This window comes from Diaphorobacter sp. ED-3, from assembly GCF_027625375.1.
GTDB classification, from domain to species: Bacteria; Pseudomonadota; Gammaproteobacteria; order Burkholderiales; family Burkholderiaceae_C; genus Diaphorobacter; species Diaphorobacter nitroreducens.
Map to the genome: position 1 here is coordinate 432,626 of NZ_CP115182.1, position 23,009 is coordinate 455,634.

20 protein-coding genes are annotated in these 23,009 nt (G+C 59.5%); 7 read left to right on the forward strand and 13 right to left on the reverse strand.

Annotated elements, in window-relative coordinates; all coding sequences use genetic code 11:
* Positions 1-25: 25 nt before the first annotated feature.
* The 9 genes from PCQ86_RS02140 to PCQ86_RS02180 all read right to left on the reverse strand — a co-directional run bounded on the left by PCQ86_RS02140 (position 26) and on the right by PCQ86_RS02180 (position 10,669).
* Positions 26-1,435, reverse strand: a complete 1,410-nt coding sequence (locus PCQ86_RS02140) for a nucleotidyltransferase (RefSeq protein WP_270174765.1) — start codon at positions 1,433-1,435, stop codon at positions 26-28.
* Between the two features lies 1 nt (position 1,436).
* Positions 1,437-2,435 (reverse strand): CBASS cGAMP-activated phospholipase, encoded by a 999-nt coding sequence (locus PCQ86_RS02145; RefSeq protein ID WP_116005708.1) that lies wholly within the window; start codon positions 2,433-2,435, stop codon positions 1,437-1,439.
* 335 nt (positions 2,436-2,770) lie between these two features.
* Entirely contained in the window at positions 2,771-5,923 is a 3,153-nt protein-coding gene (locus tag PCQ86_RS02150) for a type I restriction endonuclease subunit R (RefSeq protein ID WP_270174766.1), read from the reverse strand.
* Between the two features lie 83 nt (positions 5,924-6,006).
* On the reverse strand, positions 6,007-6,537 hold the full coding sequence (locus PCQ86_RS02155; RefSeq protein ID WP_086926346.1) for a DUF6036 family nucleotidyltransferase: 531 nt from the start codon (positions 6,535-6,537) through the stop codon (positions 6,007-6,009).
* Positions 6,534-6,848, reverse strand: coding sequence for a hypothetical protein (locus PCQ86_RS02160; protein ID WP_066785924.1), 315 nt, complete (start codon positions 6,846-6,848; stop codon positions 6,534-6,536). The genes PCQ86_RS02155 and PCQ86_RS02160 overlap by 4 nt, the downstream gene beginning before the upstream one ends.
* Positions 6,849-7,195: 347 nt before the next feature.
* On the reverse strand, positions 7,196-8,020 hold the full coding sequence (locus tag PCQ86_RS02165; RefSeq protein WP_270174767.1) for a hypothetical protein: 825 nt from the start codon (positions 8,018-8,020) through the stop codon (positions 7,196-7,198).
* 48 nt (positions 8,021-8,068) lie between these two features.
* Positions 8,069-8,578 carry a hypothetical protein gene (locus tag PCQ86_RS02170; RefSeq protein WP_270174768.1) on the reverse strand — a complete coding sequence of 170 codons (510 nt, stop codon included), beginning with the start codon at positions 8,576-8,578 and terminating at the stop codon, positions 8,069-8,071.
* Positions 8,575-10,317, reverse strand: a complete 1,743-nt coding sequence (locus PCQ86_RS02175; RefSeq protein ID WP_270174769.1) for a type I restriction-modification system subunit M — start codon at positions 10,315-10,317, stop codon at positions 8,575-8,577. Before PCQ86_RS02175 ends, PCQ86_RS02170 begins: the two co-directional genes overlap by 4 nt.
* Before the next feature lie 61 nt (positions 10,318-10,378).
* Positions 10,379-10,669, reverse strand: coding sequence for a helix-turn-helix domain-containing protein (locus tag PCQ86_RS02180; RefSeq protein ID WP_333489927.1), 291 nt, complete (start codon positions 10,667-10,669; stop codon positions 10,379-10,381).
* 79 nt (positions 10,670-10,748) lie between these two features.
* Here PCQ86_RS02180 and PCQ86_RS02185 point away from each other — a divergent pair, with 79 nt between their 5' ends.
* From PCQ86_RS02185 to PCQ86_RS02215, 7 genes are all read left to right on the forward strand, one after another.
* Positions 10,749-10,988: a hypothetical protein gene (locus tag PCQ86_RS02185; protein WP_026437435.1), complete on the forward strand. Its 240-nt coding sequence runs from the start codon at positions 10,749-10,751 to the stop codon at positions 10,986-10,988.
* Positions 10,981-12,252 (forward strand): site-specific integrase, encoded by a 1,272-nt coding sequence (locus PCQ86_RS02190; RefSeq protein ID WP_086926343.1) that lies wholly within the window; start codon positions 10,981-10,983, stop codon positions 12,250-12,252. The genes PCQ86_RS02185 and PCQ86_RS02190 overlap by 8 nt, the downstream gene beginning before the upstream one ends.
* A gap of 122 nt (positions 12,253-12,374) precedes the next feature.
* Positions 12,375-12,992, forward strand: coding sequence for a hypothetical protein (locus tag PCQ86_RS02195; protein WP_139285381.1), 618 nt, complete (start codon positions 12,375-12,377; stop codon positions 12,990-12,992).
* A 39-nt stretch (positions 12,993-13,031) separates the two neighbouring features.
* Positions 13,032-13,268 carry a hypothetical protein gene (locus tag PCQ86_RS02200; RefSeq protein WP_094122685.1) on the forward strand — a complete coding sequence of 79 codons (237 nt, stop codon included), beginning with the start codon at positions 13,032-13,034 and terminating at the stop codon, positions 13,266-13,268.
* Between the two features lie 13 nt (positions 13,269-13,281).
* On the forward strand, positions 13,282-13,956 hold the full coding sequence (locus tag PCQ86_RS02205; RefSeq protein ID WP_270174770.1) for a hypothetical protein: 675 nt from the start codon (positions 13,282-13,284) through the stop codon (positions 13,954-13,956).
* Positions 13,957-14,017: 61 nt separating this feature from the next.
* On the forward strand, positions 14,018-14,389 hold the full coding sequence (locus PCQ86_RS02210) for a hypothetical protein (protein WP_232476455.1): 372 nt from the start codon (positions 14,018-14,020) through the stop codon (positions 14,387-14,389).
* Positions 14,390-14,735: 346 nt separating this feature from the next.
* Positions 14,736-15,113: a type II toxin-antitoxin system HicB family antitoxin gene (locus PCQ86_RS02215; RefSeq protein WP_198314746.1), complete on the forward strand. Its 378-nt coding sequence runs from the start codon at positions 14,736-14,738 to the stop codon at positions 15,111-15,113.
* 47 nt (positions 15,114-15,160) lie between these two features.
* On the opposite strand, the gene PCQ86_RS02220 is transcribed toward PCQ86_RS02215, so the two are convergent.
* The 4 genes from PCQ86_RS02220 to PCQ86_RS02235 form a co-directional block, all read right to left on the reverse strand.
* Entirely contained in the window at positions 15,161-15,937 is a 777-nt protein-coding gene (locus tag PCQ86_RS02220) for a hypothetical protein (protein WP_086926340.1), read from the reverse strand.
* Positions 15,930-18,656 carry a hypothetical protein gene (locus tag PCQ86_RS02225; protein ID WP_270174771.1) on the reverse strand — a complete coding sequence of 909 codons (2,727 nt, stop codon included), beginning with the start codon at positions 18,654-18,656 and terminating at the stop codon, positions 15,930-15,932. The genes PCQ86_RS02220 and PCQ86_RS02225 overlap by 8 nt, the downstream gene beginning before the upstream one ends.
* Complete coding sequence (locus tag PCQ86_RS02230; protein ID WP_270174772.1) at positions 18,653-20,683, reverse strand: hypothetical protein; 2,031 nt, start codon at positions 20,681-20,683, stop codon at positions 18,653-18,655. The genes PCQ86_RS02225 and PCQ86_RS02230 overlap by 4 nt, the downstream gene beginning before the upstream one ends.
* Before the next feature lie 624 nt (positions 20,684-21,307).
* Entirely contained in the window at positions 21,308-22,492 is a 1,185-nt protein-coding gene (locus PCQ86_RS02235; RefSeq protein WP_066785869.1) for an ATPase, read from the reverse strand.
* Between the last annotated feature and the right edge of the window lie 517 nt (positions 22,493-23,009).

Sequence of the window (23,009 nt, forward strand, 5' to 3'; positions counted from 1 at the left end):
AACCACCTCGGGTACGCGATGCGGGTCAGCGTCGGCGCCTCATGCTCAGTCGCGTGTATGAAGGCTGCAGCGCCCTGTGAACGTGGTGAACGTCGCGGATAGTGACCGGAACCCGGCGAACGGCGTAGACCTGACCGTTGACGCGGATGATGCAGTCCATGTGATGAGTGCCTTGGTAGCGCGTGCGCTCTTCGGCCTGCAGCAGACCCATCCCGATCCTGCGATGCCCGAGGTCGCTGATAGCTTCGGCCTCCAACCCCTGGTTGCGCACCGTCCATTCGATGGTGGCGAACGGCGGGAGGATGTGGGCGTTGGCGATTGAGAACACCAGCGTACAGCCCTTGGCGACCCCGGCCACCCGGTTGCGGTGATTGGCCACGAAGCAGCGCTTATCTCCACTCCCCGTGTAGACCGCAATGTCGATGTCGGGCAGCTGCATGAGTGCGCGCGACGTCTGCTCGTCCACCAAGTCGACCTCGTCCACCTCCGGCAGCGGCATCAGGAACGAAAACGCCTCGGTCCAGATCAGAGCCGCCGCCGGTTCTCCCTCGGCCTCGTCTGCGCGCTGGGCGATGTCCAGCAGCGCATCGAGCCGTGGCAGGAGGGCCGCCCAGGCCTCTGCGCTCATCCGATTCAAGTCCTCGTCGGCCTTGGTGGCTGGGTTCTGGACGCGGCGATCCTTGTTCAGCCGGTCATGGATCGTCTTAATGATGGAGATCAGGGCGTCGTCATCATCGACGCCGAAGAGGAGGGCAAGACCGATGTCGCCGTAGGCTTCGGTGGCCAGCACTGTGAGCAGGATCGAGGTCGGCCGCGAATCCGGGATGTCATCGAACGACAACGCAGCCCAGGCCTTCAGGTAGCGGATCAAGCGCCGCAGCTGGTCCCGCTGACCGCCGGTTCGCGCATCCCGGAACCACTTGTAGAAAGCCTTGGGGTCGCTGTCCTCCCACCCCTTGGTCAGGCACGCCAGGCGCCGCTCGTCGGTGTCGGTGTTGAGGTGGTAAACCGGGGTGTCGATGTGGAACTGATGCTCGTACGACGCCCGCGAGCACCGCTCTTTGGGCGGCTCCGCCACGGACCGCATGGTCGGGCAATTGGGCTGGTAGTCGACAAGTACCTGCTGGACCCAGCGACGCAACTGGTCGGCCGTTGGCTCGATCTCGACGCCCTTGCCCCACTCGAAGTAAACGCCCAGGTCGACGTCGTACTCCTCGTCCGAGTGGACGGGCTTGATCAGCGTACCGTACTTGTAGGAGCCCTGCAGCCACGTGGAGATCGGATGGCCGTGCTGGGCCTTGAGCGACACCTTCAGGTGCTCGGCCAGTTCGTTCCATCTGGTCTGCAAGAACTCGCGCTGCTGGGTCGTGGGGCTGACGCGGCTGATCAGGGTCTGTTCGCCGGCGCCATTGAACAGCGAGCTGGCGCGGCCCATCTCAGCCGCCCCGCACCAGAGTCATCTGGGGTTTGTGCGCCAGGAACGGCGCCAGATTCGTGTTGAGGATGTCGCTTGCGGCCTTCTTGCCCAGGGCCATCAGCGTGCGCCGCGCGGCCTCGGTGGCGACGTCTAGGCCAAGATCCTTGGCCTGCTCGTTCGACGGGGGCGCGTCCAGGCGGAAGTACCGATCCTTCAGTTTGTGTTGCATCAGCTGATCCACAAGCTGCTGCTGCGACGAGATCGTGACGGAGAACAGACGGTTATCGTCCATCCAGCCCTGTATGCCCAATTCCCGGCCGGTCTCGAAGGACAGCGAATACATGTTAGTCGTCGTGCCGACGCTGAGAATGCGGACGGCGGTGCTAGGCACGTCGAAGAAGTGCTCAGCCTCGTGAAGGGCCAGAAGATCCGGCGCATTGGCGTACAGGCCGCCGTCGGCGTAGCGCTGGCCATCGACTTCCGCCAGTTCGAAGAACGTCGGCGCTGCCGAGGTGGCCAGGGCCACGTCCACAACCTTGTATTTCCAGTCGCGCGTCCATTCCGCCTTGTGCCGGGTCTTGAAGACCTGTGGCTTGCCGCTGGTGACATTAACCGCGGGAATGCCGACGGCGTGTATGGCGTCGTTGAGCGTGGCGTCCTCAGGAATGAGGCTCGTGATCACCTCGCGCAGCGCCTGTGACTTGTATCGTGGCCGATCCCAGTGTTGATAGATATCCAGAGCCTTGGCGAACTTGCCCTTAGGTTTCTCGCGCGAAGGAAAGATCTTCTCCCCCGACTGTTCGAAGGCCTGTACAACCTTCAGCATGGGGACTTCGAACGCCACGGCCAGCGCGATGATGCCGCCGATCGAGGTGCCATACGAGAGGTCAAACCGACGGCCGATGGGTTCGCCGATGTGATCTTCCATCTCCTGCAGTGCCCGCGCCGTGAAAAGGCCTCTGTAGCCTCCTCCGGTCAGTGCCAGCGCCTGAAAAGGCCACTCTTCGGTCCACGCCATACGCCCCCCCGCATCTAGGTTTTGAAGGGTGAGGATACCAATCAACGGGTGTGCGCGCGATCACTTCAAGCATCTTTCGTCGCACTCGTCCGGATTTCTGTCGCTGCTGACTGAGCGACGGGTCTGGGCGGCACTTCGGCCGCAAATGCCGCGCGCCATCGAACGTCCGGTTGCGGCGGTAGTGGTCAGTAGGGCCGCCACCAGCGAATGACTCGGATCAGCCTGAAGCGGAAGTTCGCCCGTAAGACATGAAGCTTGCTCTTGGCCATCACCTGCCAGCCCCATAGAAATCAACTCCACTGAGCCTAGTAGCGTTTCACGAGCGCAAGACATGGCTACTGAGCATTGAATCTGTTGCCCCCCCGCTCCCTCAACACCTCATACAACTGCGCCGGCCCCAGCAAGATGGCCTTGAGCCCGGAGCGCACCCGCTCGCTGTCCAGCGCCTGTTTGCTCATGGTGGTGTAGGCATCAAAGGCGTCGATGATGGCGTCGGTCAGTGCGCTGTCCAGGTCGGGTGAGTTGTCGAACTGGCCCTTGCTGTTGTTGCTGGCCTGTTGCACCAGGATGTCGGACTCCAGCAGTTTGCCTTTGACGTGGTTCACATACACCAGCCGGTCGTCGTCGCTGAGTTCGCCGTCGAACAGGTCGTTCACCTTGGCAACGATCTCTGATAGCAGCACTTTCATCTTGTCCTGCACCGCGCCCGCGCCGGTGTCGGTCAGGGGCTGCAGCTTGTAGTCGCCGTCGGTGTCGTGCAGCGCCAGGCTGCGCTGGCCTTGCTCCTTCAGCCGGTGGTGGGTCAGCACCACCTTCGACAGGTCCACCCCTTCGCGCTCCCGGCCGAAGTCCAGCAGGGGCAGCAGGCGCTTGAAGAAGATGGCGCGCTTTTCGATGGCGGTGTTGCCGTAGTCGAATACTTGGCCCAGGAAGGCGTACACGCGCACGAAGGTGCCCAGGTCGCGCTTGAACAGGGTGAGGGCCGCCAGTTCATCCTTGGCGGCTTGTGCTGCCGGGCCGTCTGGGATAGTGCTGGCCTCTGCATCCTGCAGGTTCTGCCGCGCCGCCTTGTAGCGCTTGAGCAGCCGGTCGGCCACGGGCTCGATGGCGGCCACCAGCATGGCCTGCGTGGCCTTGGGGTTCATCTCGGCCAGCACCACGCGCTCGACCTCGAACTCGTCGTAGTGGCCCGAGGCATCGAGCTTGGCGCGCAGGTCATAGACCAGATGCGGGTCGGTCACCCCGGCCAGCTCGGCGGTTTCGTAATAGGTCTTGAACGCTGCCAGAACATCGTCGGGCTCGTTCACAAAGTCGAGGATGTAGGTCGTGTCTTTGAGGTCGAATGGCCCGCTGTAGGCGCGGTTCAGGCGGCTCAGGGTCTGCACCGCCTGGATGCCGCCCAGGCGCTTGTCCACGTACATGCCGCACAAGAGCGGCTGGTCAAACCCGGTCTGGAACTTGTTGGCCACGAGCAGGATTTGGTATTCATCGGTGGCAAACGCCTCGCGCATGTCGCGGCCCTTGAGGTTCGGGTTCAGCGCGGTGCTGTTCTCCGACACCGGGTCAGGCAGGCTCTGCGGGTCGTTTACCTCGCCCGAGAAAGCCACCAGCGCGCCCAGTGGGTAGCCGTTGTCCTGGATGTAGTTCTGGATGGCCAGTTGCCAGCGCACCGCCTCTTGCCGGCTGCCCACCACCACCATGGCCTTGGCGTGGCCGTCGAGCAGGGGCTGCACGTTCTCGCGGAAGTGCTCCACCACCACCGCCACCTTCTGGCTGATGTTGTAGGGGTGCAGGCGCACCCAGCGCATCAAGCCCTTCATGGCCTCGTTGCGCTCAACCTCTTTCTCGTCCCACTCCTTGCCGTTGTTGGCCAGCTTGAAGGCCAGCTTGTAGGGCGTGTAGTTCTTCAGCACATCGAGGATGAAGCCCTCCTCGATGGCCTGGCGCATGCTGTAGATGTGGAACGGTGCGGGCAGGTTGCCCGGCCCGGCGGGTTGCTCGGGGTTGGGGCGGCGGCCAAACAGCTCCAGTGTCTTGGACTTGGGCGTGGCGGTGAAGGCCACATACGTGATGCCGGTGTCGTTGGCGCGCGCCGCCATCTGCGCGGCCAACAGGTCTTCGGTGCCCACCTCACCACCGTCGGCCAGGTCTTTCAGTTCTTCTGCGCTCAGCAGCTGCTTGAGCTTGGATGCGGCCTCGCCCGTCTGGCTGCTGTGCGCCTCGTCGGCAATCACGGCAAAGCGCTTGCCCTGCGTGGCGGCCAGCTCCTGCACGGCCTTGAGGGCGAATGGGAAGGTCTGGATGGTGCACACCACAATCTTCTTGCCGCCGCCCAGTGCCTCGGCCAGCTCGCCGCTCTTGCTGCCCGCGTCACCCTTGATGGTGGCCACCACGCCCTTGGTGCGCTCGAAGTCGAAGATGGCCTCTTGCAGCTGCGCATAGAGCACGTTGCGGTCGCTGACCACCAGCACGCTGTCGAACAGCTTATGGTTCTGCGCATCGTGCAGGTCGGCCAGAAAGTGCGCCGTCCAGGCAATCGAATTGGTCTTGCCGCTGCCCGCGCTGTGCTGGATCAGGTATTTATGCCCAGCCCCCTCGGCCAGCACGGCGGCCTGCAGCTTGCGCGTGGCATCGAGCTGGTGGTAGCGCGGGAAGATGAAGCCCGTCACCTTCTTCTTGCTGTCGCGCTGGGTGACGAGGTAGCGCCCCAATATCTCCAGCCAGCTATCGCGCTGCCACACCTGCTCCCACAGGTAGGCCGTGCGGTGGCCTGCGGGGTTGGGCGGGTTGCCCGCACCGCCGTGATCGCCCTGGTTGAAGGGCAGAAAGCGCGTGGCGGGGCCTTGCAGGCGCGTGGCCATCATCACTGTGCGGTTGCTCACGGCAAAGTGGACCAACGCACCACGCGGAAAGTCCAGCAATGGCTCGGCAAACGGCCGGCCCTTGGGTTTGGGGATGCGGTCAAAGCGGTACTGGTCCACCGCCGCGTTCATGTCCTGCGTGAAGTCGGTTTTGAGCTCCGCCGTGGCCACGGGGATGCCGTTCAAGAACAGCACCAGGTCGATCACGTCATCGTGCCCGGTGCGGCACTGGCGCACCACGCGCAGGCGGTTGGCGGCGTAGCGGGCCTGCAAATCCGGGTTCATGGCCAGCGCGGGCTTGAACTGCGCCAGCTTGAGCGGGCTCTTGAGCCCCAGCAGGTCGATGCCCACTCGCAGCACTTCGAGCGTGCCCCGGTCGTCCAGCGCCTTGCGCAGGCGGTCCAGCAGCATGGCCGGGGCCGCTGCGCCGTGGTTCTTGACCAGCGCCTCCCAGGCTTGCGGCTGCGTGGCCTGCACCCAGGCCAGCAGGTCGGCGGGGTACAGGGCGCGGGGGGTGTCGTAGCCGCTGGCGTCGCCCTCGGTGCCTGGTTCACTATAGAGCCAGCCCTGCGCTGCCAGGTGGTTGCAGATGTCGGTCTCGAACGCGATTTCGTTGTGCAAGCTCATGGGCTGCAGGTTCCTTCCGATGCTGTTTGTCTCATGGGGACACCGTGACTGCACTCCATGCCTGGCCTTGGATTCAGCGGGGGTCAGGTGAGCTTCAATGCCTTGCGATGCCGCGCCATCCTTTTGCGGGCAGCGGGCAGCTCCCCTTCCAATGCCGGTGCGCTCGCAATCCGACGTTCAATGGTGTGCATGTCGAGGAGCCCACTTTTCAGGCCAGCGAGCAGCCAACGCAGGTCGCGTTCTTCGCCGCGCATGTACTTGGAAACTGCCACATCGTCAGGCTGCACAAAAAAAGCCTTCACGTCACCGAAATCCAGCGGAATCAACCTCTCCTGCCACCCCTCCGGGAACGAGGGCAGGCTGGGGGATACCGGGTCCAGGTAATAACCGAATTCATCCTCGAACACAGAGCCCTGGCCCAGTGCCTGGGCCAGTTCGTAGGTGCGCTGGGGGTCGTTCTTCAGATAGGTATCCACATCAATGGACATCACCATCGTGCGGGGTGGGTCGCTGACGGCGCCCAGGATGGAGAGCGAGCCAACGATCACGAAGTCTGTGTGGTGAACGATGGCTTTGGCCTGCGTCAGCAGTGCATGAAGCTGTTCGCGGTTCAACGCAATTCCCGCAGCAAGAACGAAAAGGGCGTGTTCTGCATCATTCCCAGCGAGCGGCGCTCCGACGCTTCCAGCACTTTCTGCTTGTAAACAGCACTGTCGCCCGAGCTCACCACACCAGACCAAAACCGGATGTAGTAATCGCTGCACAGGCGGCCCTGTTTCCACAGCCCGATGCGCTGGCGCGCATGTTGCAGGATCTCATCCTTGCGGTCTGACTGCAGCTGCTCGTAGACATAGCGGTGCAAGGACCGCAGCGCTTCGTCCTGCGCTTGCTTGCCTTGGCGTGCTTGCATGTTGGGCGCTTGCATGAAAAACCTTGGGTGAGGGACCGTCTGGAAATGAGATGACTGAATGGTAGCAGGAGGGCTGTCAGAGGGCGTTTGCGTGGAGGCGCCTTGCTGGACAGCGCCCGCAGAACTTGGCGTCGGCGTTGCGCCCGAACAATCGGGGGGAATTTTCAGCGCCAGGGGATTTTTCTCAGAAATGCGGGGATGGGCGATTTATTTCTCAGTTTCCTGGCCGCCGGTTCACTACCCATCTGCCCATGCAAGGGCGCTATGGCGGTCCGTTCTGTTTGTTGCTCATAAGGCGACGATGGTTGCCTTGAAGGCTTCATGCGGCAAGGGGATAGGGTGGGTTTGAAGCAAAATTGGCCTCAAGCGCTTGCTGGATAAGCGCTGGCAGCTACTGAATCAGGAGCATTTGCGCTGCCCGCCAGCCCGCGCACGTCGATCTGGCCGGTGACGGCGGCGGAGATCAGGGCGGTGCGGCGTTCTTGCAGGAGGGTGATGGCAGAGCGGGCTTCGGCGGTCAGGGTGTCGAGCTTGGCGGTTTCTTGCTCCAAAAACACTGTGATCGTCGCTTGCTCTGCCAGTGGCGGCACCGCCATTGCAAAAGTCAGCAAGCTCGACTGCGGCAGGTTGTTCGCCATGCCATTGCCACCGCTCAGAGCGTTCTCGATCTGAATCCGCAATGGGCGCGAGTTGAGTGCCGCAACAAAAAAAGCTGCGTTGACGAACTCTTTCAACTTGAGTCGAAAGATCTTGTCCGAGAGCATGAGCCGCTCTCGGGTGGCTTTGACCAAAGCAGTGGACCCCACCAACTCAGGAGAGCCACTGGCGCGGGACATGAGCACATCGCCAACTCGGACTTCGTATGCCTCTTCTGGAGGCAACTCCGGCGGCAGGGCTTTGTTTTCAGATGGCCGAAAATTTCCGCCATTCAAACAACCGGCCTTGAGCACGCCCCATTCCTGCTCTTCAGCTTCGCGGGCATAGCATTCCGGGCTCCAACCTTGTTCGATTGCTGCGATCACGCGCCGCAATGCACAAACCTCCCAATGCACCGACACCTCCCCCAGCCACTCCACGCCCGAGTCCTTCATAGTCACGCTCGGGTCCAGCCCCTTGGTCACGGCGTGGGAGATGACGGCCTGGCGCTTTTCCTGCAGCAGGGCGATCAGCTTTTCCTGCTCGGCCACCAGCGCGTCAATCTTGGCGGTTTCGTTGTCGAGGAAGGTGGCGATGGCTCATTGTTCTTCGGGGGATGGCAAAGGAAACCAAAAATCATTGAACTGATCGGTGGGGAGTCTCCATCGCCCAAGCTGAGAACTTCCCTGTCCGAAAGCAAAAAAGACTTTATTCAGATACCCATTCTGAAGAAGGTATAGAACGTACTTGGGATGACAGACACTGGGATCGCGAATGGAGAAAACCCGGTAATCGGGGCTAGTCACACCAACGATTGAGGACAGGTCAACATAGCCAGTCAGCAAGTCCATATGGTTCATTGCAAAGTCGCCAACCTCGACGAGTTGGTACTTTGTGTAGTCCATCGATAGCTGCCCGTCGTTGCTTTCCGTGTCTTTGACTCGGATTCCCTTTTGAGTAATCGACAGCACATCGAACCCCAGCTCGCCAACGATTCGTTTTTTTATCTCGCAAAGCCAACGTACCTTCACGACCTCCCAATGCGCCGGCACCTCACCCAGCCACTCCACCCCACTGACCTTGTACTTCGGGTATCGCAGAAAACTCATGCCGACAGCCCCTTGATCATGTCCAAAATGCGGTCGGTGGTCTGCTTCAGTTCCGCGTCAATCTCGGCCAGCGGACGCGGGGGCTTGAACACGTAGAAGTGCCGGTTGAACGGGATTTCGTAGCCCACCTTGGTCTTGTCGGGGTCGATCCAGGCGTCGGGCGCGTGGGGCAGCACCTCGCGCTTGAAATACTCGCTCACGTCTTCGGTGTAGGGCACGTTCTCGGTGTCGCGCAAGCTCGCGTCGGGCTGGGGTTTACCCTTTTGCTTGCCCTTGATGCCCAGCACCACGTTGCCCGCTTCGTCGCGCAGCGGGCGTTCGACGGTGATGGCGTGGTAGCCAAAGGCTTCGTTGTCGAAGATGCGGCTGATGGGGATGCCGTCTTGCTCCGCCTCGGCAAAGTCGCCAAACAGGCGGGTGATGCGCTCGATGTGGGCGTCGCTGAGTTCCTTGCGCTTGGAGCCGAGGCTTTTGCGCATCTTCTGCCACATGCCGGACGCATCAATCAGCTGCACCTTGCCCTTGCGCGCTGCGGGCTTGCGGTTGCTGATGATCCAGACGTAGGTGCTGATGCCGGTGTTGTAGAACATGTCGGTGGGCAGGCCGACGATGGCCTCGCACAAGTCGTTCTCCAGCACGTAGCGGCGGATCTCGGATTCGCCCGAGCCCGCGCCGCCGGTGAACAGCGGCGAGCCGTTAAGCACGATGCCGAAGCGGCTACCACCCTCGGTCGCGGGGCGCATCTTGCTGAGCAGGTGCAGCAAAAACAGCATGGAGCCATCGCTCACGCGGGGCAGGCCGGGGCCAAAGCGGCCGTTGTAGCCCTGGCTTTCGTGCTCTTTGCGCACTTCCTTCTCGACCTTCTTCCACTCCACGCCAAAGGGCGGGTTGGACAGCATGTAGTCAAATTTCTTGTGGCCATGGCCGTCGTCGCTGAGCGTGTTGCCAAAGGCGATGTTGGCCACGTCCTGGCCCTTGATCAGCATGTCGGCCTTGCAGATGGCATAGGACTCGGGGTTGAGCTCCTGGCCAAAGACGGTGAGGCGCGCCTGGGGGTTGTGCTCGGCCAGGTATTCGCCCGCCACGCTGAGCATGCCGCCGGTGCCTGCTGTGGGGTCGTAAATGGTGCGCACCACGCCGGGCTTGCTGAGGATGGCGTCGTCTTCAATGAAGATCAGGTTGACCATCAGCCGGATGACTTCACGCGGGGTGAAGTGCTCCCCGGCGGTCTCGTTGCTGATTTCGGCGAACTTGCGGATCAGCTCTTCAAACACCAGCCCCATCTGCATGTTGCTGACCACCTCGGGGTGCAGGTCGATCTGGGTGAACTTTTCTGCCACCTGGTAGAGCAGCCCGGCCTTGGCCAGCCGCTCGACCTGGGTGTGAAATTCAAAATGCTCAAACACGTCACGCACGGCGGGCGAGAACGCCTGCACGTAGCTGAACAGGTTTTGCGCAATGTGGTCGGGGTCGCCCAGGAGCTTTTTCAGGTCCAGCGTGGAGGTGTTGTAGAAGCTCTGGCCCGCCTTGCGCAGCAGGAAGGGCTCGGGGTTGACGCCCTGCTTTTCTTTGTCGGCCAGCTCGGTCAACACGGCGGGCTTGGTCGATTCGAGCACGCAGTCGAGGCGGCGCAGCACGGTGAAGGGCAGGATGACCTTGCCGTAGTCGGATTGCTTGTAGTCGCCGCGCAGCAGGTCGGCCACGGACCAGATGAAGGCGGAGAGGGTTTGTTGGTTCATTGATGGTGGTTATACGCAGATCTCTGAGGCAACTTCGTGTTGTGCCGCAGGGGACGGGTTGTCATTCTTGGTCCGACGTACTGTCTGGGACGTATTCGAACAATTCACCTACCGGAACGCTGAAGTAGCCACACAAGGTGTTGATCGCATCCAGATCAACTCGTGTAGCCGTCTCCTGGTAGAGCAGCGTGATGGTGTTCCTATGGAGACCAGTGTCCCGCGCAAGGTCGCTGATCTTGAGCTTTCGTTCTCCCATAAGCCTGGACAGGTGACACTTGATCAAGACATTCTCCATGTAGAAATATCGCTCAGAACGACAAAAAGTCATTGACAAGGGCGATTTCGCGCTCATAATGCCATCCAGGATGACAAAAAAACGCAGTGCGTGACTTTTTTGAATCCTGATTGTCCACCATTGCAAGGAGAGAGAAATGACATCGTGTACCTATCTGACCACTGACGAGTTGTCAGACCGCATCAAGTACGACGCACGGACCATCCGGGACAGGCTCAAGGACAGCGTCCTACTTGAGGGTCGGCATTACATCCGCCCTTTCGGTGGACGCAAAACTCTCTATATCTGGGAGCACATCGAAACAGACATGACTCAGTATTCGGCCGTATGTGCAGAGGGCATACCGCTGGCCAATGGAGGTGTGATTCATGGGTAGTATCCGCCGCCTGGAAAGTAAAGGGACGCTGTTCCTGGACTTCCGATATGCGGGGCAGCGGCTGCGGGAATACACCACGTTGCCCGACACCTCAGCCAACCGCAAGCGCTTACTGAAGGTGCTGGAGCGCATCGAAGGAGAAATCGCCCTGGGCGCCTTCGATTACCAAAAAACCTTCGGCAAACCCTTGCCTGCCGTGGAGACAGACCCCCCGCAGGAGCCCATGCTTGCCGGGCCTGCACCAGGCGCGTTGAAGCAGCCTCCCAGCACAACCCCGCTGTTTAGCGACTTCGCCGAGGTGTGGTTCGTAGAGGCCGAGGTGACATGGCGGCGCAGCTACAGCATCACGCAACGCGGTGCACTGGACAAATACCTGATCCCCTTTTTCGGGGACAAGGAGGTCGGCCAGATCACCAAGGCAGACGTACTGGCATTTCGGGCTTCACTCGCCAAAGTTCCCGCCCGAAAGTCCAGCAACACCCTATCCAACCGACGCATCAACTCCATCATGAAGCCTTTGCGACAGATCCTTAACGAAGCGGCCGACCGGTTCGAGTTTACGTCCGCCTTCCGCAATATCAAACCCTTGAAGATGAAGCGCAGCGATGTCATGCCCTTCACGCTGGAGGACGTGCAGCGCATCCTGTCCACCGCGAGGGCGGACTATCGCAACTACTTCACCGTGCGCTTTTTCACAGGAATGCGAACCGGAGAGGTGCATGGTCTCAAATGGAAGTACATCGATTTCGAGCGTCGGCTCATCCTGGTGCGTGAGTCGATCGTGCTCAACGAGGAAGACGAGCTCAAGACGGATGGCAGCATGCGCGACATCCAGATGAACGAGATGGTGTTCGATGCCCTGCAGGCGCAGTTCAAGACTCGGCACCCTGACTCGGAGTATGTATTCAGCTTGCGCAGTGGCAAGCCCATTGATAACCAGAACTTCCTCAACCGGGTCTGGGCGCCGCTGCTACGTCACCTGGGGTTGGAGCACCGCAGGGCCTACCAGATGCGGCATACGGCGGCAACGCTGTGGCTTGCTGCCGGGGAAGCGCCGGAATGGATTGCGCGACAGTTGGGTCACACCAGCACCGAAATGCTGTTCCGTGTCTACAGCCGGTATGTGCCCAACCTGACGCGCCGGGACGGCTCTGCCATGGAGCGCTTGCTCAAGCAGCACATCTCGTTAGCGCCCGTCACGGGGAACGTGACCCCCGTGATCCTGGCGCTTGAGGCTTCACCGGCAGTGGCAACCACTACCTAACCACATCGCTTTTTTGAACCTACGCCAAGTGCCCGACGCGCAGGGCAGGGCGGAGCCTTGCCTGCGCCCACCCTGTAAGCCCGATTGGCCGAATCTGCACTTCGAGTGCCAAGGAGTTTCATATGACCGCATCACTTCACTTGCATCGAAACCGTAACCGCATCTCCCTCCGCACGCTCATGTCGGAGCGCGTGCAGCAACATGACTGTGACGTGATCACGCAATATCGCGACGAGATCTACGCTCGTATGCCCGATGCTGCACAGGGCGCGCTGAACGCATTCATTCGCAATCTTTTTGGCGATGATGGCCTGGTGCGTGCCTATCTTCATCCCGTGGCAACTCCTGCGGGAGAGCCGGCGACCATGCCTCTGGACCTTTGCGAACGCGCCGCAAACCAAGCGAGCCGTTACCCGAGACTGTTGCACCGCCACGAAAGAGAGTTGGCAGCAGTCGCCGCCTTTGTGCAATCCTGTGGCTACTATTGGTGTGCCTACCAACAAGTCCTGGGGCGGCCTGCTGCCCAGAATGCCGAAACCATGCGCTTCTATCGCAGCCGCATAGCCTCGGCACACAAAGCGTTACTGGAAGAGCCCCTCAGGCAACTGCGACGCTGCCACGCGGATCTGGGATACACACTTGCTCAAGTGCTGGGGATGGAACATGACGACACGGCTGACCCGCAGCAGGTAGCGCGTATACAGGCTGCGCTTGGCAGTGTGATGATGCAGATGCCTTAGCTATCAATCAAGGTGCACAAAATGAGAGTTCATGAATTGATGTCGACACCGTTCGTCGCGGAACTCATTTGCGACCGCTGTGGAACGCAGGCGCGACACGATGAGGGCGATGGCCTGAACAACTTCCTGCAGCTGGGGTTCGACGCGGGCTGGGGATCGCCCCTGGGCGATGGAACGCGGGTGGATATCGATCTTTGCCACAGTTGTTTGAAGGAAACACTGGGTCCCTGGCTGCGCCTGTCGACGTCTGCCTGGGCCTTAGCACCCAAGGGTTGACCAAGGAATCCACATGAGAAATCCGCATTATGAGTATTTGGGTAGGCGCATGCGTGAGTATCACCGCATGCAACAGTGGCGTCTTTCAGATGGCGGTCTGTTCATCCCGCACGCCTACTGGAACATGGGGCCTGAAAGTCTGTCGTATTGGGATGACGTGGGTTTCATCCTCAACGGGCGGCGCATCATCGTCTGGTGGCATCACCCTCGACACACCTATGGGGAGGCTATTTCTTCCATGGCTTGGGACGAGGCGGGTGACGGCCCACGGGATGACTGGCTCTTTGAGGGCGGGACCAAAGGCTACAAGATGGTTGGCAAGTCGAGCAAGCGGAAAAAACTGAGCAGCTTCACCAGCCGCGCACCTTCCGAGGCCCAGACACAGCACTACGCAAAGCTTCAGAAAATTGAAGAACGGCTGACCCGGGATGGGATTGACTTGGAGGTTCGGCCCTCATGGAAATGGGAGCGTCTCAGTTGGGCGATGGGTGTCAGCCTTGTGGCACCGTTTGAAGTAAGAAATGAAAAGGAGCTGGCAGAAGTGGCGCACTTGGCCCGAGAACTCATCTTGCAGAAAACCACCTTGACCCAAGAGTTTCCGGACTTTGTATACGACAAAGCAAGCTGGCTGCGCGAGCGGGCCGTACTGGCTCCCGCCCACCACACTGCCCCTGAAGTGAAGGCCTGAAGAGGCTTGAATGGACAGGGCAGTACCGGCTGTATGGCGAAGTAGTACGCAAGGAATTGATATGACGATTGACCGTGCCAGCTATCCAGGCGTGCCGGATGATTTCCCGGTGACTGCGGTTCCCTCTGCCATTGGAGGCGCCCAGCCGAAGATGAGCCTCGTTGAGGAAGATGGAAAGTTCTATGCGCCAGGTACTTCGCCCTCAGAAGTCGTGGCAGCCTTTCAGATGTGTGACGACCTGGTCTCGCAGATGGTTCCGTACTGCCAGCGAAAGCTGCCCACCTTTGAAGGGGGCCAGGAAGCGACGGTGAAGACTGCGTTAAAAGGTCTTCTGGCCAAGCGATGGTGCACAGATGCGCAGTGCGTATGGATCATGCGCAGGGTTGCGCGAGAGCTGCAGTGGCCAGTGGACGAAAGCGCTTTGGGCGTCTGAACGCTTTGGCTCGTTACCCCGGCGCTGTTGATCGAAGACCATGTGTTGACGCAAGGTGCGCTTCGCGCTGGCACGCTCATGGGATTTACCGACGAAGTGCTCTCCAATGCCATTGGACTGTAGCTCAAGACGATTTTAAGGTTGGACGCAAGACTGCAGGATCTTTGTGCGGGCACTGCAAGTGGGCTCACTTGAAGTCGGCTGTGCAGCGGAGGACTAAACCGCTCGCGCGGTAGACCGCCGCGAAGGCCCTGACGCAAAGTACACATCGCGCCTCTGTCTATGTTGGCGAGTGAGGCAACCCATGCTGGTGCGCAGGCGTTGATCGGTATCGCATGAGATCTGCTTGGCAGTTCTCTACAAGATGAAAGGAATATGCGCCATGGTGGGCTTAATTACCCTATGCCTTATCGGCGGCGTGATTACCTGGTTCGGCATATATGTGGCCACGAGCCAAACGCAACCTTCTGGCCCCTGCGCCGCCAACTACACGTTGGAGTGCATGCGTGACAACGACGGACGGTTTCTGGCCGAGGTTGTCCCGGAGCTGCCGGGAGCACGTGCCTTGGGAGCCACGGCTGAAGATGCCATGGCGAAGGCCCAGGCCGTAGCGTTGCGCGTTCTGGCCGAGCGGTTGGAGCAAGGCGAGGTCACGCCGCGCGCCATCCGCATCGAACTCCGCGTACCCGCAATGACGGTGGATGCCCCTGCCACCCCAACGTAAACATTACCCGAAGGCAAAGGCACAGATTCGAGCGCTCCTCATGTATGTCAACAGTCATCGGGCGATTCAATCATCCTAAGAAAAGACAAATTAACGGTTTGGCCTATCCGATTGACATAGCGGCATGCGTCAACCTCAACGAGTGCTCGTGACTCCATGGATTCCAGGAGAATTTCATACAGAAATGGATGCTCCAGCGGAAGCCAGTGAAGCTGGATCTGCTTGCTCTTGGTCTTCAGTTGCGATCGATGTTCCTTGGTCGGCTCAATAACAGCTTTCTCGCGACCTACCATGTCTACACGAAAGCGAACGGAGACGGGGTCGGGAAGCATTGTTCTTCGCGATTGGTAGATTGGATCCACAGAGATAGTCACGCCATCGCTGGTCCGGAAGCTCGTGGTTTCTTCCCGGTCCGTAAGCAGGCGGATCAATGCTGGCGCAGTGGTGCGTATGGCATCAATGAAGTCATCAGGGCTCAAGCCCGTCGAGGTAGACAATGTTCTCAGGTGCTTCAATGCGTTAGTCGCTTGCATGACGGTTCCAGCGAGAAGCGGATCCTCGGTGGAGGATGCTGAGTAAGGCGCTTTTCTGTCCTCAAAGAGCCTGCGCTGAAGACTGTCACAGCAGGAAACCACTAACCACTGGTCAAGTTTGCCCGGGTCTACCTCCAGAGAGTAGTACAGGCGGTCCTGTTCAGACAGCTGCCCCAAGACCGTGTTCATCGTGTTCTGCACGAGCATGATCTCCCGCTGCTCCTTGGCGGGATCTCTGGCCTTTTGCACCGAGTTGATGAACACCCGAAATATTTCTTGGTCCTTACTCATGCGCATCCATTCCAATCATGCCGTGCCATACGGCCATGGAAAACATAAGGCCATGAAAAGATCCCATGCGCAATCTGGCGGAAGGGCAAGGCTTGGATGTTTTGGTGAAAGGCTTTCTTGAGATCAGCATGTAGGGAGGTTGTTCGAGTTTCCGTTGGCGAACCCCTTCAATCGTGACGGAGGTTCCGAAGTACTGTCCTAGCTGATCTTGCGCACTTCTGGCTGAATCACTGCGCACAGTCGTAGCGCGAGAATGAGGATCAGCAACATGCTTCATTGGAACTCGAAGGACAATGCAGCTGCCAGGAACGGAGCCGTCGCTCAGCCAACGCAAAAGGTCGTCGGCCGATCCATCGGGTCGCAATGCAATGCTTTGCCCATCGCGGCAGTGCATCCATGAGCGCACGGCATTGCGCTGTGCAAACGTAGGAGCAATGTTTTGAGGTGCCAACTTTTGCCAGGAAGGTTCATCGGTGACCGTCGGCCGAATATCGCAATCCATAAAGATCTGAAGTAGCCGTGCAAGTTTGATCACCCGCGTGGCATGTTCGAGGATCAGGCGGCGACCACGGACACTTCCCAAGACAAGAAGCTGGTTGGCGATCAATACAGCACGATCGATCACTTCCAAGACGGTGGCCAAAGGGACACTGCAGCGAGAAGCCACAGCCTCGACTGGTATGCCAGTGTGAAGATCGCAGAGGATCTTGCGTACATGCATCAGGCCGATTGACGCTATTGGTGGCGGCGGCAACGCCGCCAGCAGAGATGGGGGCGGCGCTTGGCGTACAGCCAGCCCAGTGGATGTCTCGAAGAGACAAGACCACAAGAATTCCGCTTTGTTCTCACTGCGTTGTTTAGCCTTTCGCAATGCGGCAGCGGAACGTCCGGTCCAGAAGGCTGCGACTTCAGCGGTAAGTGGCCTCGTCTGCCAATAGCTGTTCAGAGAGCAGCGCAAGGCCATGTCGGGTCGGTGGAAATAGTGCTGCAGGGTTGTCGGAACTTGGGCATGTCCCACCTCAGCGGCAACTTTTTGCAACCAGGAAACGGGGCTTGGACGAGAAGAAGGCTGATCCAGCTGATGGATGATGTTGCGGTTGACCCATGCGTGCCGCAGCGTATGGAAGGAAACTGATTTGTCGCCGCAGACTTGCTTAAGAGCGCGGTTGACCAGTCGGCTGCAGGCGGCAAACATGTAGGTGCGATGGCTGCTGTGGGGATCTCCAAACAGCAGAGCAGACTTGCCATGTCTGCCCTCTTCTTCACTCTTCCTGCGCTTGATCCAGCTGGCTACGCACGCCACCCACGCCGGCTCGCCGAAGCTGCGCATCCATCGCTTCGCGCTGTAGCTTTTACCTTGATGCTGCCCTCGCCGAGGGTGGTATCGGAGTTCGATGCCTTCTTCAGTGATGACGAAGTCCTCTAGGCGTAGGGCTTGTGCCTCGCCGATGCGCAGGGGAAAAATAGCGGCAAGAGCCAGCAGCGCTTGCACACTGGCGCAGATGCGTGCATCGCTGCTGGCAGTGAGGGCAAGTTCCAGGGCCCCGTGGATTTCTTGGGACCAGACCGTGTTGGCGTGCACTACCGTGGTGTTTCCGTCACCCGAAAAAAGTACCTGCGCCATCGGCGGGGCGCCAAATGTCTGGATGCAAAACTGATGGAAGGAGGCAAGGGCCGGGCGTTGTGGGTCGCTGTTAACGGCATGCTTCAGTGCATCGAAGAAGGCGATCCACTGTTCATCGTCCATGTGAATTGCAGAGCACGGGCATTGAGTGTAGTTTTCGGAGATGAGCCCCGCGGTAGCGCTGACGTAGCGAGAGATTGTTGCGACGGAAGGATTCTTCAGGCGCACGCTGCCAACGCTGAGCAGGTGGTGCACCCACAGCAGGACCAGCGCATCGCCTTCTGTGCCTTGGCGTGCAATCAAGTCGGCGGTCATGGCCAACCTGCTGTACAGGCTTGTTCGCCAACGCTGATCAGAAAGCCGGATGTCTGTTGCCTGGTTGGGTAGAGTAAACAGGTCTTGAATCTCCTTCAGGCACCGAGCGCGGCGGTTGATGGGCGCCTCCATCTCAAGGAGTATTTCCAATGCTCCGTCGTGGGAGGGACTGAGAGCATCATCATCTGCAGCATCCCGCGTTTCCCAGTGCACGTCCTTTTGTCGTAGGTTCCATCGCGTAAGCACATCGCGGGGCAGTGCCGTGATGGGAATACTGCCCGTGAGCATCCCCAGACAAAAATTGGGGATGTGCTGATGTAGCCAGGCCAGCGCGTCGTGGAAGATGAGATGCCAGAGGTCCTTGCCCATCTGGGATTGGGCCATTGGGTAGTTCTTCAGCAATACTTGATGGAAGGAGTCCAGGTCCTTCTTGGGCGACGTTTCACTGGGGACTCGGAACAATGCGATGCGCGTGCGTGGATCGAGCGCCCGGCTATGCAGACGGTCCTGTTCATCTGACCATTGGACGTAGTGGCCGTCACAGGTGGAGTGCGATGACACCAAGGCATGAAGGAAGTTCGATAGCTCTGCGGATGAGCCTATGCCTTCGTAGAGGATGGCGCACAAGATCAGGGCATGCGAAGGCGCGAGTTGAGTCACCAGCCGGTCGGCCGATCGAATAAAGCTGTCGAAGCGAGCGACCCCGCCGGGAGCGCTGAAGGCCGGAATCAGGACTGGATTTCGTTTGGTTGTTGTCCAGGGTTGTGACAGAGATGTCATGGAGCGATTTCCTTGCTCAGGCCGGACCTGGGTCGGATGTTCAGCTCCAGTAGCACTTGGTCGATGCCTGAAATAAGGCGTTCGGTGCTGTGGTACTTGACGCGGTTGGAATTCAGTTCGTGCGTTGAGATTCCCGGCGAGAAATGGCGGAGCCAGTCTTGGATATCCTCGAATGGCATGCCCGCATCCAGCAAAAGATCCGGCAGAGAATGGCGACCAAAGTCCCGGTTGAGCTGGCTGGCTGGGCCTGTGAAAAGGACATCTGAGCTCAAGGGGACGGGGGCGCCATGCGTGTCCAGCAAAAAAAGCATGGGCAAGTTCTGGAGTTCCCTGATCTGGCGGATGAGTTGAAAGGCGGCCGAAGAGCCGGGGGCTTGCAATTTCAATAGCCGCTTATCCAGCGCGGCGATGTGCGCGTGCCAAAGCTTGAGCTGCTCGGAGAGCGCTGCTGGGATGGGGGTCGGTGTCGTGCCTCGCGTGGCACTCAAGGGCTTGTCTTCCATCAAGCCGAAGGTCGTGGTGCTGCTCCAAACGCTCGCACGAAAGTCGATAAGGCGGCGGTCGCGGCCTCCGACGACAAACTGCATCAAGAGGCCGACGTAACGCGCGCACGCGTTGTGGTGCTCGATCAATGATGGCAACGAGTACCTGCGACCACACTTTTTCGCGAGCAGTTCATCGCCAGCGCTTGCAAATACTTCTTTGATCCAATCCGCCGATGGTGTCAGGCGGGAGCCGATGCGGAGGTTGGAGTTGCCACCACTTTGCGGTACTGCTGGCCCCAGGCCGACGGCGTCATAGAAGTCGGAGCAGGCCTGCCAGATCTCGCGCTCGCGTGGGCAGACGTAATGGAGATCGGATTTGTTTACCAGTTCAAGGGCAAGAGTCGCGTAGGCAGAGATATCACGCCTGTCGGTGGTCGCTAATGAAATCGATCGCGCGGAGTTCATCAGTCCGGCCAACGAAGCGCTGTGATGAACCCCCGGCAACGAGATTTTTTTGCGGCTGGTTGGTTTGTTAATGCACAGATCGGCGAGCGTGCGCAACTGGCTGTTTTGCGTGTGGGCCTCTCGCAGCATGGTGGCAACACCCTGCGGCAGTGGGCGCTTCAGGATCAGCGTGGACGCTTGATGCCGCGGGCTTGAACGTTTACCAAGACCTGCCAGTGCGAATGACAAGTCCACGTATGTTGAGCCTGCAACCGGATCGATCCAGGCCATCCAGCCTTGTCCGCTTTCTCCGGAAACCAGTGGTATTCGCTTGCCGAGGTTTAGGCCGAGGCCAACGCATAGGCAGATGAGGGTGACCAGGTCATCAGAGTGACCCTGCTGTGCTTGGTCGAGAAGAAGGACGACGGTGCGTGTGAGCTCGCTGCGGCTGAGTGTTTGGCCGGTATCTACGGCCTGGCGCTCGGTTTGACGTAGGGAGCTCAGTCGATTGGAAAGGCAGGAGGTCACCGCTGCGTTAAATGACAGTTGCGCGCTGTTCGTGGAGCAGGAGTGCAACGCCAGCAACTGCAGGAGCTTTTGATGTGCTTGCCCTTCAAGCTTGGTGACCTCCGCTTCGAACTGCTGGTTTGTCAGGATCTCGTCGTGTGATTGTTTGATGAGCTTGCGCAGTTTTTGAACGAAGCTCTTTTCTATGGAGGCTTCTTTCAGGAGGGCCGCGACTAAATGCTTGCCGACCAAGCTCTGGAGTCGATGCGCGTAAGGAAAGCTCGCAGATACGAACCACGCCCAGGCTGGGTAATCGCTCGCGAGGCCGAGCATTGCATTGGGCTGAGCAATGCAGGCGCCTGAATCGTCGCTCAACTTGCCAAGCAACGAGATATGTTGCGCGAGATGAGATCCGGCAGCGGGAACTTCGATCAGCAGTGCCGTCAGGCAGGTCAAGGTATTTTTAGCGACTAAGCCGATGCCCGGTTGATGCGGTGGCGCCGGAATGATGCTCAAAAGCAGTCGCGCAGCATCAGGCCCCTCCACGGCAACGGAGGTGTGAGCGAAAACGAAGGACGCCGGAATAGTCATAGCAACTCCATAGAAAAAGCCGGGCCGAGAAAGGGGGGAAGGGCCATGTAGGCGCGCGCGGATGCACCTCGATCGGCGCCAGCCGAGGTGTCGGGCATCAAGGGGGGCGGCGTGACGCCGCTCGTGATGTGGCTGCGCCGGCCCGAACGTGGTACGCGTCAGGCGGGCAGCATTGAAGGGGCGCGCGTGAGCGCGCCGCATTGATAGCCCCTAATCAGGGCAACTTTTGGGGCTTGGCTTTGCTGGCCTAATTTCCGGACATCGGAGATCGTTCAGTCGAACGCCCTCCACTGAGGTACAGGACGACCTCAAAGAGACTTTTGGCAAAAAAGCCATCGCGAGCAAAAGCCCACGAAATTTATATCTGCGCAAGCAGAAATATCCGGCCTAGGGGCCTTTTGCTGGGATCGGGCCCAGCTTGTTCAGGGGCCCGCAAGTATTTTTGGTGCGGCGGGCTCACACCAGCAGGCCATAAAGCTAGCTCGCGCTAATCTAGCGGAGCTGATGGCTCTTTGTCAATGCCCATTGAGCGCGTCCGATCAGAAGCTGACTGCCCGGTAACTTTATGCATGTGATCAGCAACTGGTCGATGGGACAAGAGGGCTGTTCCCTTCTGCCCTGTATTCAATCATCATCAAGGGGCAGCACGCCCTGTGGCGGTGTGGGTGGCCACTTTCCTGCGCCGCCGCGCTTTTCAAACCAGCGGTGCATGGCCACGTCTTCTAGCGCGTATTCACCGCGGGCCGACTTCCATACCAACGCGGGCATACGCTGTCGCAAACCCTCCAGCGCCCGCTGAACTTGGGTAGCGTTTACTGGGTGGCCAGTTCTTTCCCGGTAAAAGCGCAGTGCTTCGGCATCGTAAGGGCGGTATCGTGAACCTTGCGTCAGCATGCGCCACAGCACGGCCTGCTCGGTGGGCTTCAGCCCCAGGTAGTCCGACTCCATCTGCGCTTCGTCGTGGGTTTGTTGTTGTTGAGCCGCATCCAGCAATGCCGATTCAAAGCGCCCGGTCAGGGCAGCGAGGGGACTGAGCACCTGGCCCAATGCGGCCATGAAAAATTGCGGACGGAAGCCGAACACTTCAAATGCCTGTTGCAGCAGGGTCTGATCCACCGGTTTGAGTTCGGGCCGCTGCGCCTCGATCAACGCTGCTATGTGGGCAATGAAGTCAGGCCCCAGGGGCGGCATGCGCTGAATCTGTGAGCCGTAAAACGGTGCACCGGCCGTGTTGACCAAGCGCAGCAATTTGTCGCGGTCTGAGCCTGACATCACCAGCATCAGGTTCACCACGCCGGGCTGATTGAGTTGGTCGCGGGCTGATTTCAAGGCAGTCATGGCTGCCTCGCCGGCTTCGCTGGTAAGGGCGTGCTGCGCTTCGTCGATGATCAGCGCGATCGGCTTGCCGGCGTGGTCATGCAGCAGGCGCAGCGCATCGGTCAGGGTGAGTCCATCGATCTTGCCGATCTTGCTGGTGTCCACCTCTAGCCCGCCCACCTTCACCTTGTCCAACCCCGCCTTGCGGGCGGTTCGGGCCACAATGCCCAATTGGGGTTCCAACGCGCGAGCAATGGCTTCGGCGATCAGTCCACCCGGGTCACGTCGCGTATCGGCCCACAGATCCACATACACCACGACCACATCGGCTGCTTCCAGCGCGGGTCGTAAGTCACCTTGCAAAAAGGTGGACTTGCCGGTGCGGCGGGGGGCGGCCAAGAACAGGCCGTTGTGGGCGTCTCCCAGCAGGGCTTTGCCTTGCAGGGCGGCGACTAACTCTTGGGCGAGTGCGGCGCGTGGGAAAGCGATCATGTCAATTATCGGAAATTATCTTGAAAAAGATATTTTATCGTATTTTCGATAAAATAGCATAATTAACGGTGTTCTTACAGTGGCTTTGTTGCACAAGCCCAATTGTGCGAACTGGTATCAGCGCACCGGCGAAGGGCGCAATGAGCGAGTGGCGCTTGCATTTGAAGGCTGCTTCAGGCTGATCCCAGTCACTGACGCTGCAGCATATGAACGACCGCTGCGACGCTTGGCGGACATTCAAGTGTCGTCATGTCGCTTAACGTCAGCACCTCACTCGGCAGTGGATCCTGCTCTTTCGGTTCGAGTGGCGTCTACCGCCCCTGCTAAGCAGCAGCGCATTGACTGTTTTCGAGAGATTCCTACACATCTTCTTTGGGCGGGTACTTTCACCGGTCGGCGGGTGAAAACACCCTGCTTTCGAAGAACGATAGATGGGGTCTCCTCGTTTTCAGTGCAATAAGTGACGGTACGCAAAGCTAGCACTGGCGCGGGGGTGGTCTGGGTAGACCGTTGATTT

What these genes read in the sequence shown, in the direction of transcription:
- PCQ86_RS02140 (WP_270174765.1), bottom strand. Translation starts at nt 1,435, where the DNA reads ATGGGCCGCGCCAGCTCGCTGTTCAATGGCGCCGGCGAACAGACCCTG.
- PCQ86_RS02145 (WP_116005708.1), bottom strand. Translation starts at nt 2,435, where the DNA reads ATGGCGTGGACCGAAGAGTGGCCTTTTCAGGCGCTGGCACTGACCGGA.
- PCQ86_RS02150 (WP_270174766.1), bottom strand. Translation starts at nt 5,923, where the DNA reads ATGAGCTTGCACAACGAAATCGCGTTCGAGACCGACATCTGCAACCAC.
- PCQ86_RS02160 (WP_066785924.1), bottom strand. Translation starts at nt 6,848, where the DNA reads ATGCAAGCGCCCAACATGCAAGCACGCCAAGGCAAGCAAGCGCAGGAC.
- PCQ86_RS02170 (WP_270174768.1), bottom strand. Translation starts at nt 8,578, where the DNA reads ATGAGTTTTCTGCGATACCCGAAGTACAAGGTCAGTGGGGTGGAGTGG.
- PCQ86_RS02175 (WP_270174769.1), bottom strand. Translation starts at nt 10,317, where the DNA reads ATGAACCAACAAACCCTCTCCGCCTTCATCTGGTCCGTGGCCGACCTG.
- PCQ86_RS02180 (WP_333489927.1), bottom strand. Translation starts at nt 10,669, where the DNA reads ATGAGCGCGAAATCGCCCTTGTCAATGACTTTTTGTCGTTCTGAGCGA.
- PCQ86_RS02185 (WP_026437435.1), top strand. Translation starts at nt 10,749, where the DNA reads ATGACATCGTGTACCTATCTGACCACTGACGAGTTGTCAGACCGCATC.
- PCQ86_RS02190 (WP_086926343.1), top strand. Translation starts at nt 10,981, where the DNA reads ATGGGTAGTATCCGCCGCCTGGAAAGTAAAGGGACGCTGTTCCTGGAC.
- PCQ86_RS02195 (WP_139285381.1), top strand. Translation starts at nt 12,375, where the DNA reads ATGACCGCATCACTTCACTTGCATCGAAACCGTAACCGCATCTCCCTC.
- PCQ86_RS02200 (WP_094122685.1), top strand. Translation starts at nt 13,032, where the DNA reads ATGTCGACACCGTTCGTCGCGGAACTCATTTGCGACCGCTGTGGAACG.
- PCQ86_RS02205 (WP_270174770.1), top strand. Translation starts at nt 13,282, where the DNA reads ATGAGAAATCCGCATTATGAGTATTTGGGTAGGCGCATGCGTGAGTAT.
- PCQ86_RS02210 (WP_232476455.1), top strand. Translation starts at nt 14,018, where the DNA reads ATGACGATTGACCGTGCCAGCTATCCAGGCGTGCCGGATGATTTCCCG.
- PCQ86_RS02220 (WP_086926340.1), bottom strand. Translation starts at nt 15,937, where the DNA reads ATGAGTAAGGACCAAGAAATATTTCGGGTGTTCATCAACTCGGTGCAA.
- PCQ86_RS02225 (WP_270174771.1), bottom strand. Translation starts at nt 18,656, where the DNA reads ATGACATCTCTGTCACAACCCTGGACAACAACCAAACGAAATCCAGTC.
- PCQ86_RS02230 (WP_270174772.1), bottom strand. Translation starts at nt 20,683, where the DNA reads ATGACTATTCCGGCGTCCTTCGTTTTCGCTCACACCTCCGTTGCCGTG.
- PCQ86_RS02235 (WP_066785869.1), bottom strand. Translation starts at nt 22,492, where the DNA reads ATGATCGCTTTCCCACGCGCCGCACTCGCCCAAGAGTTAGTCGCCGCC.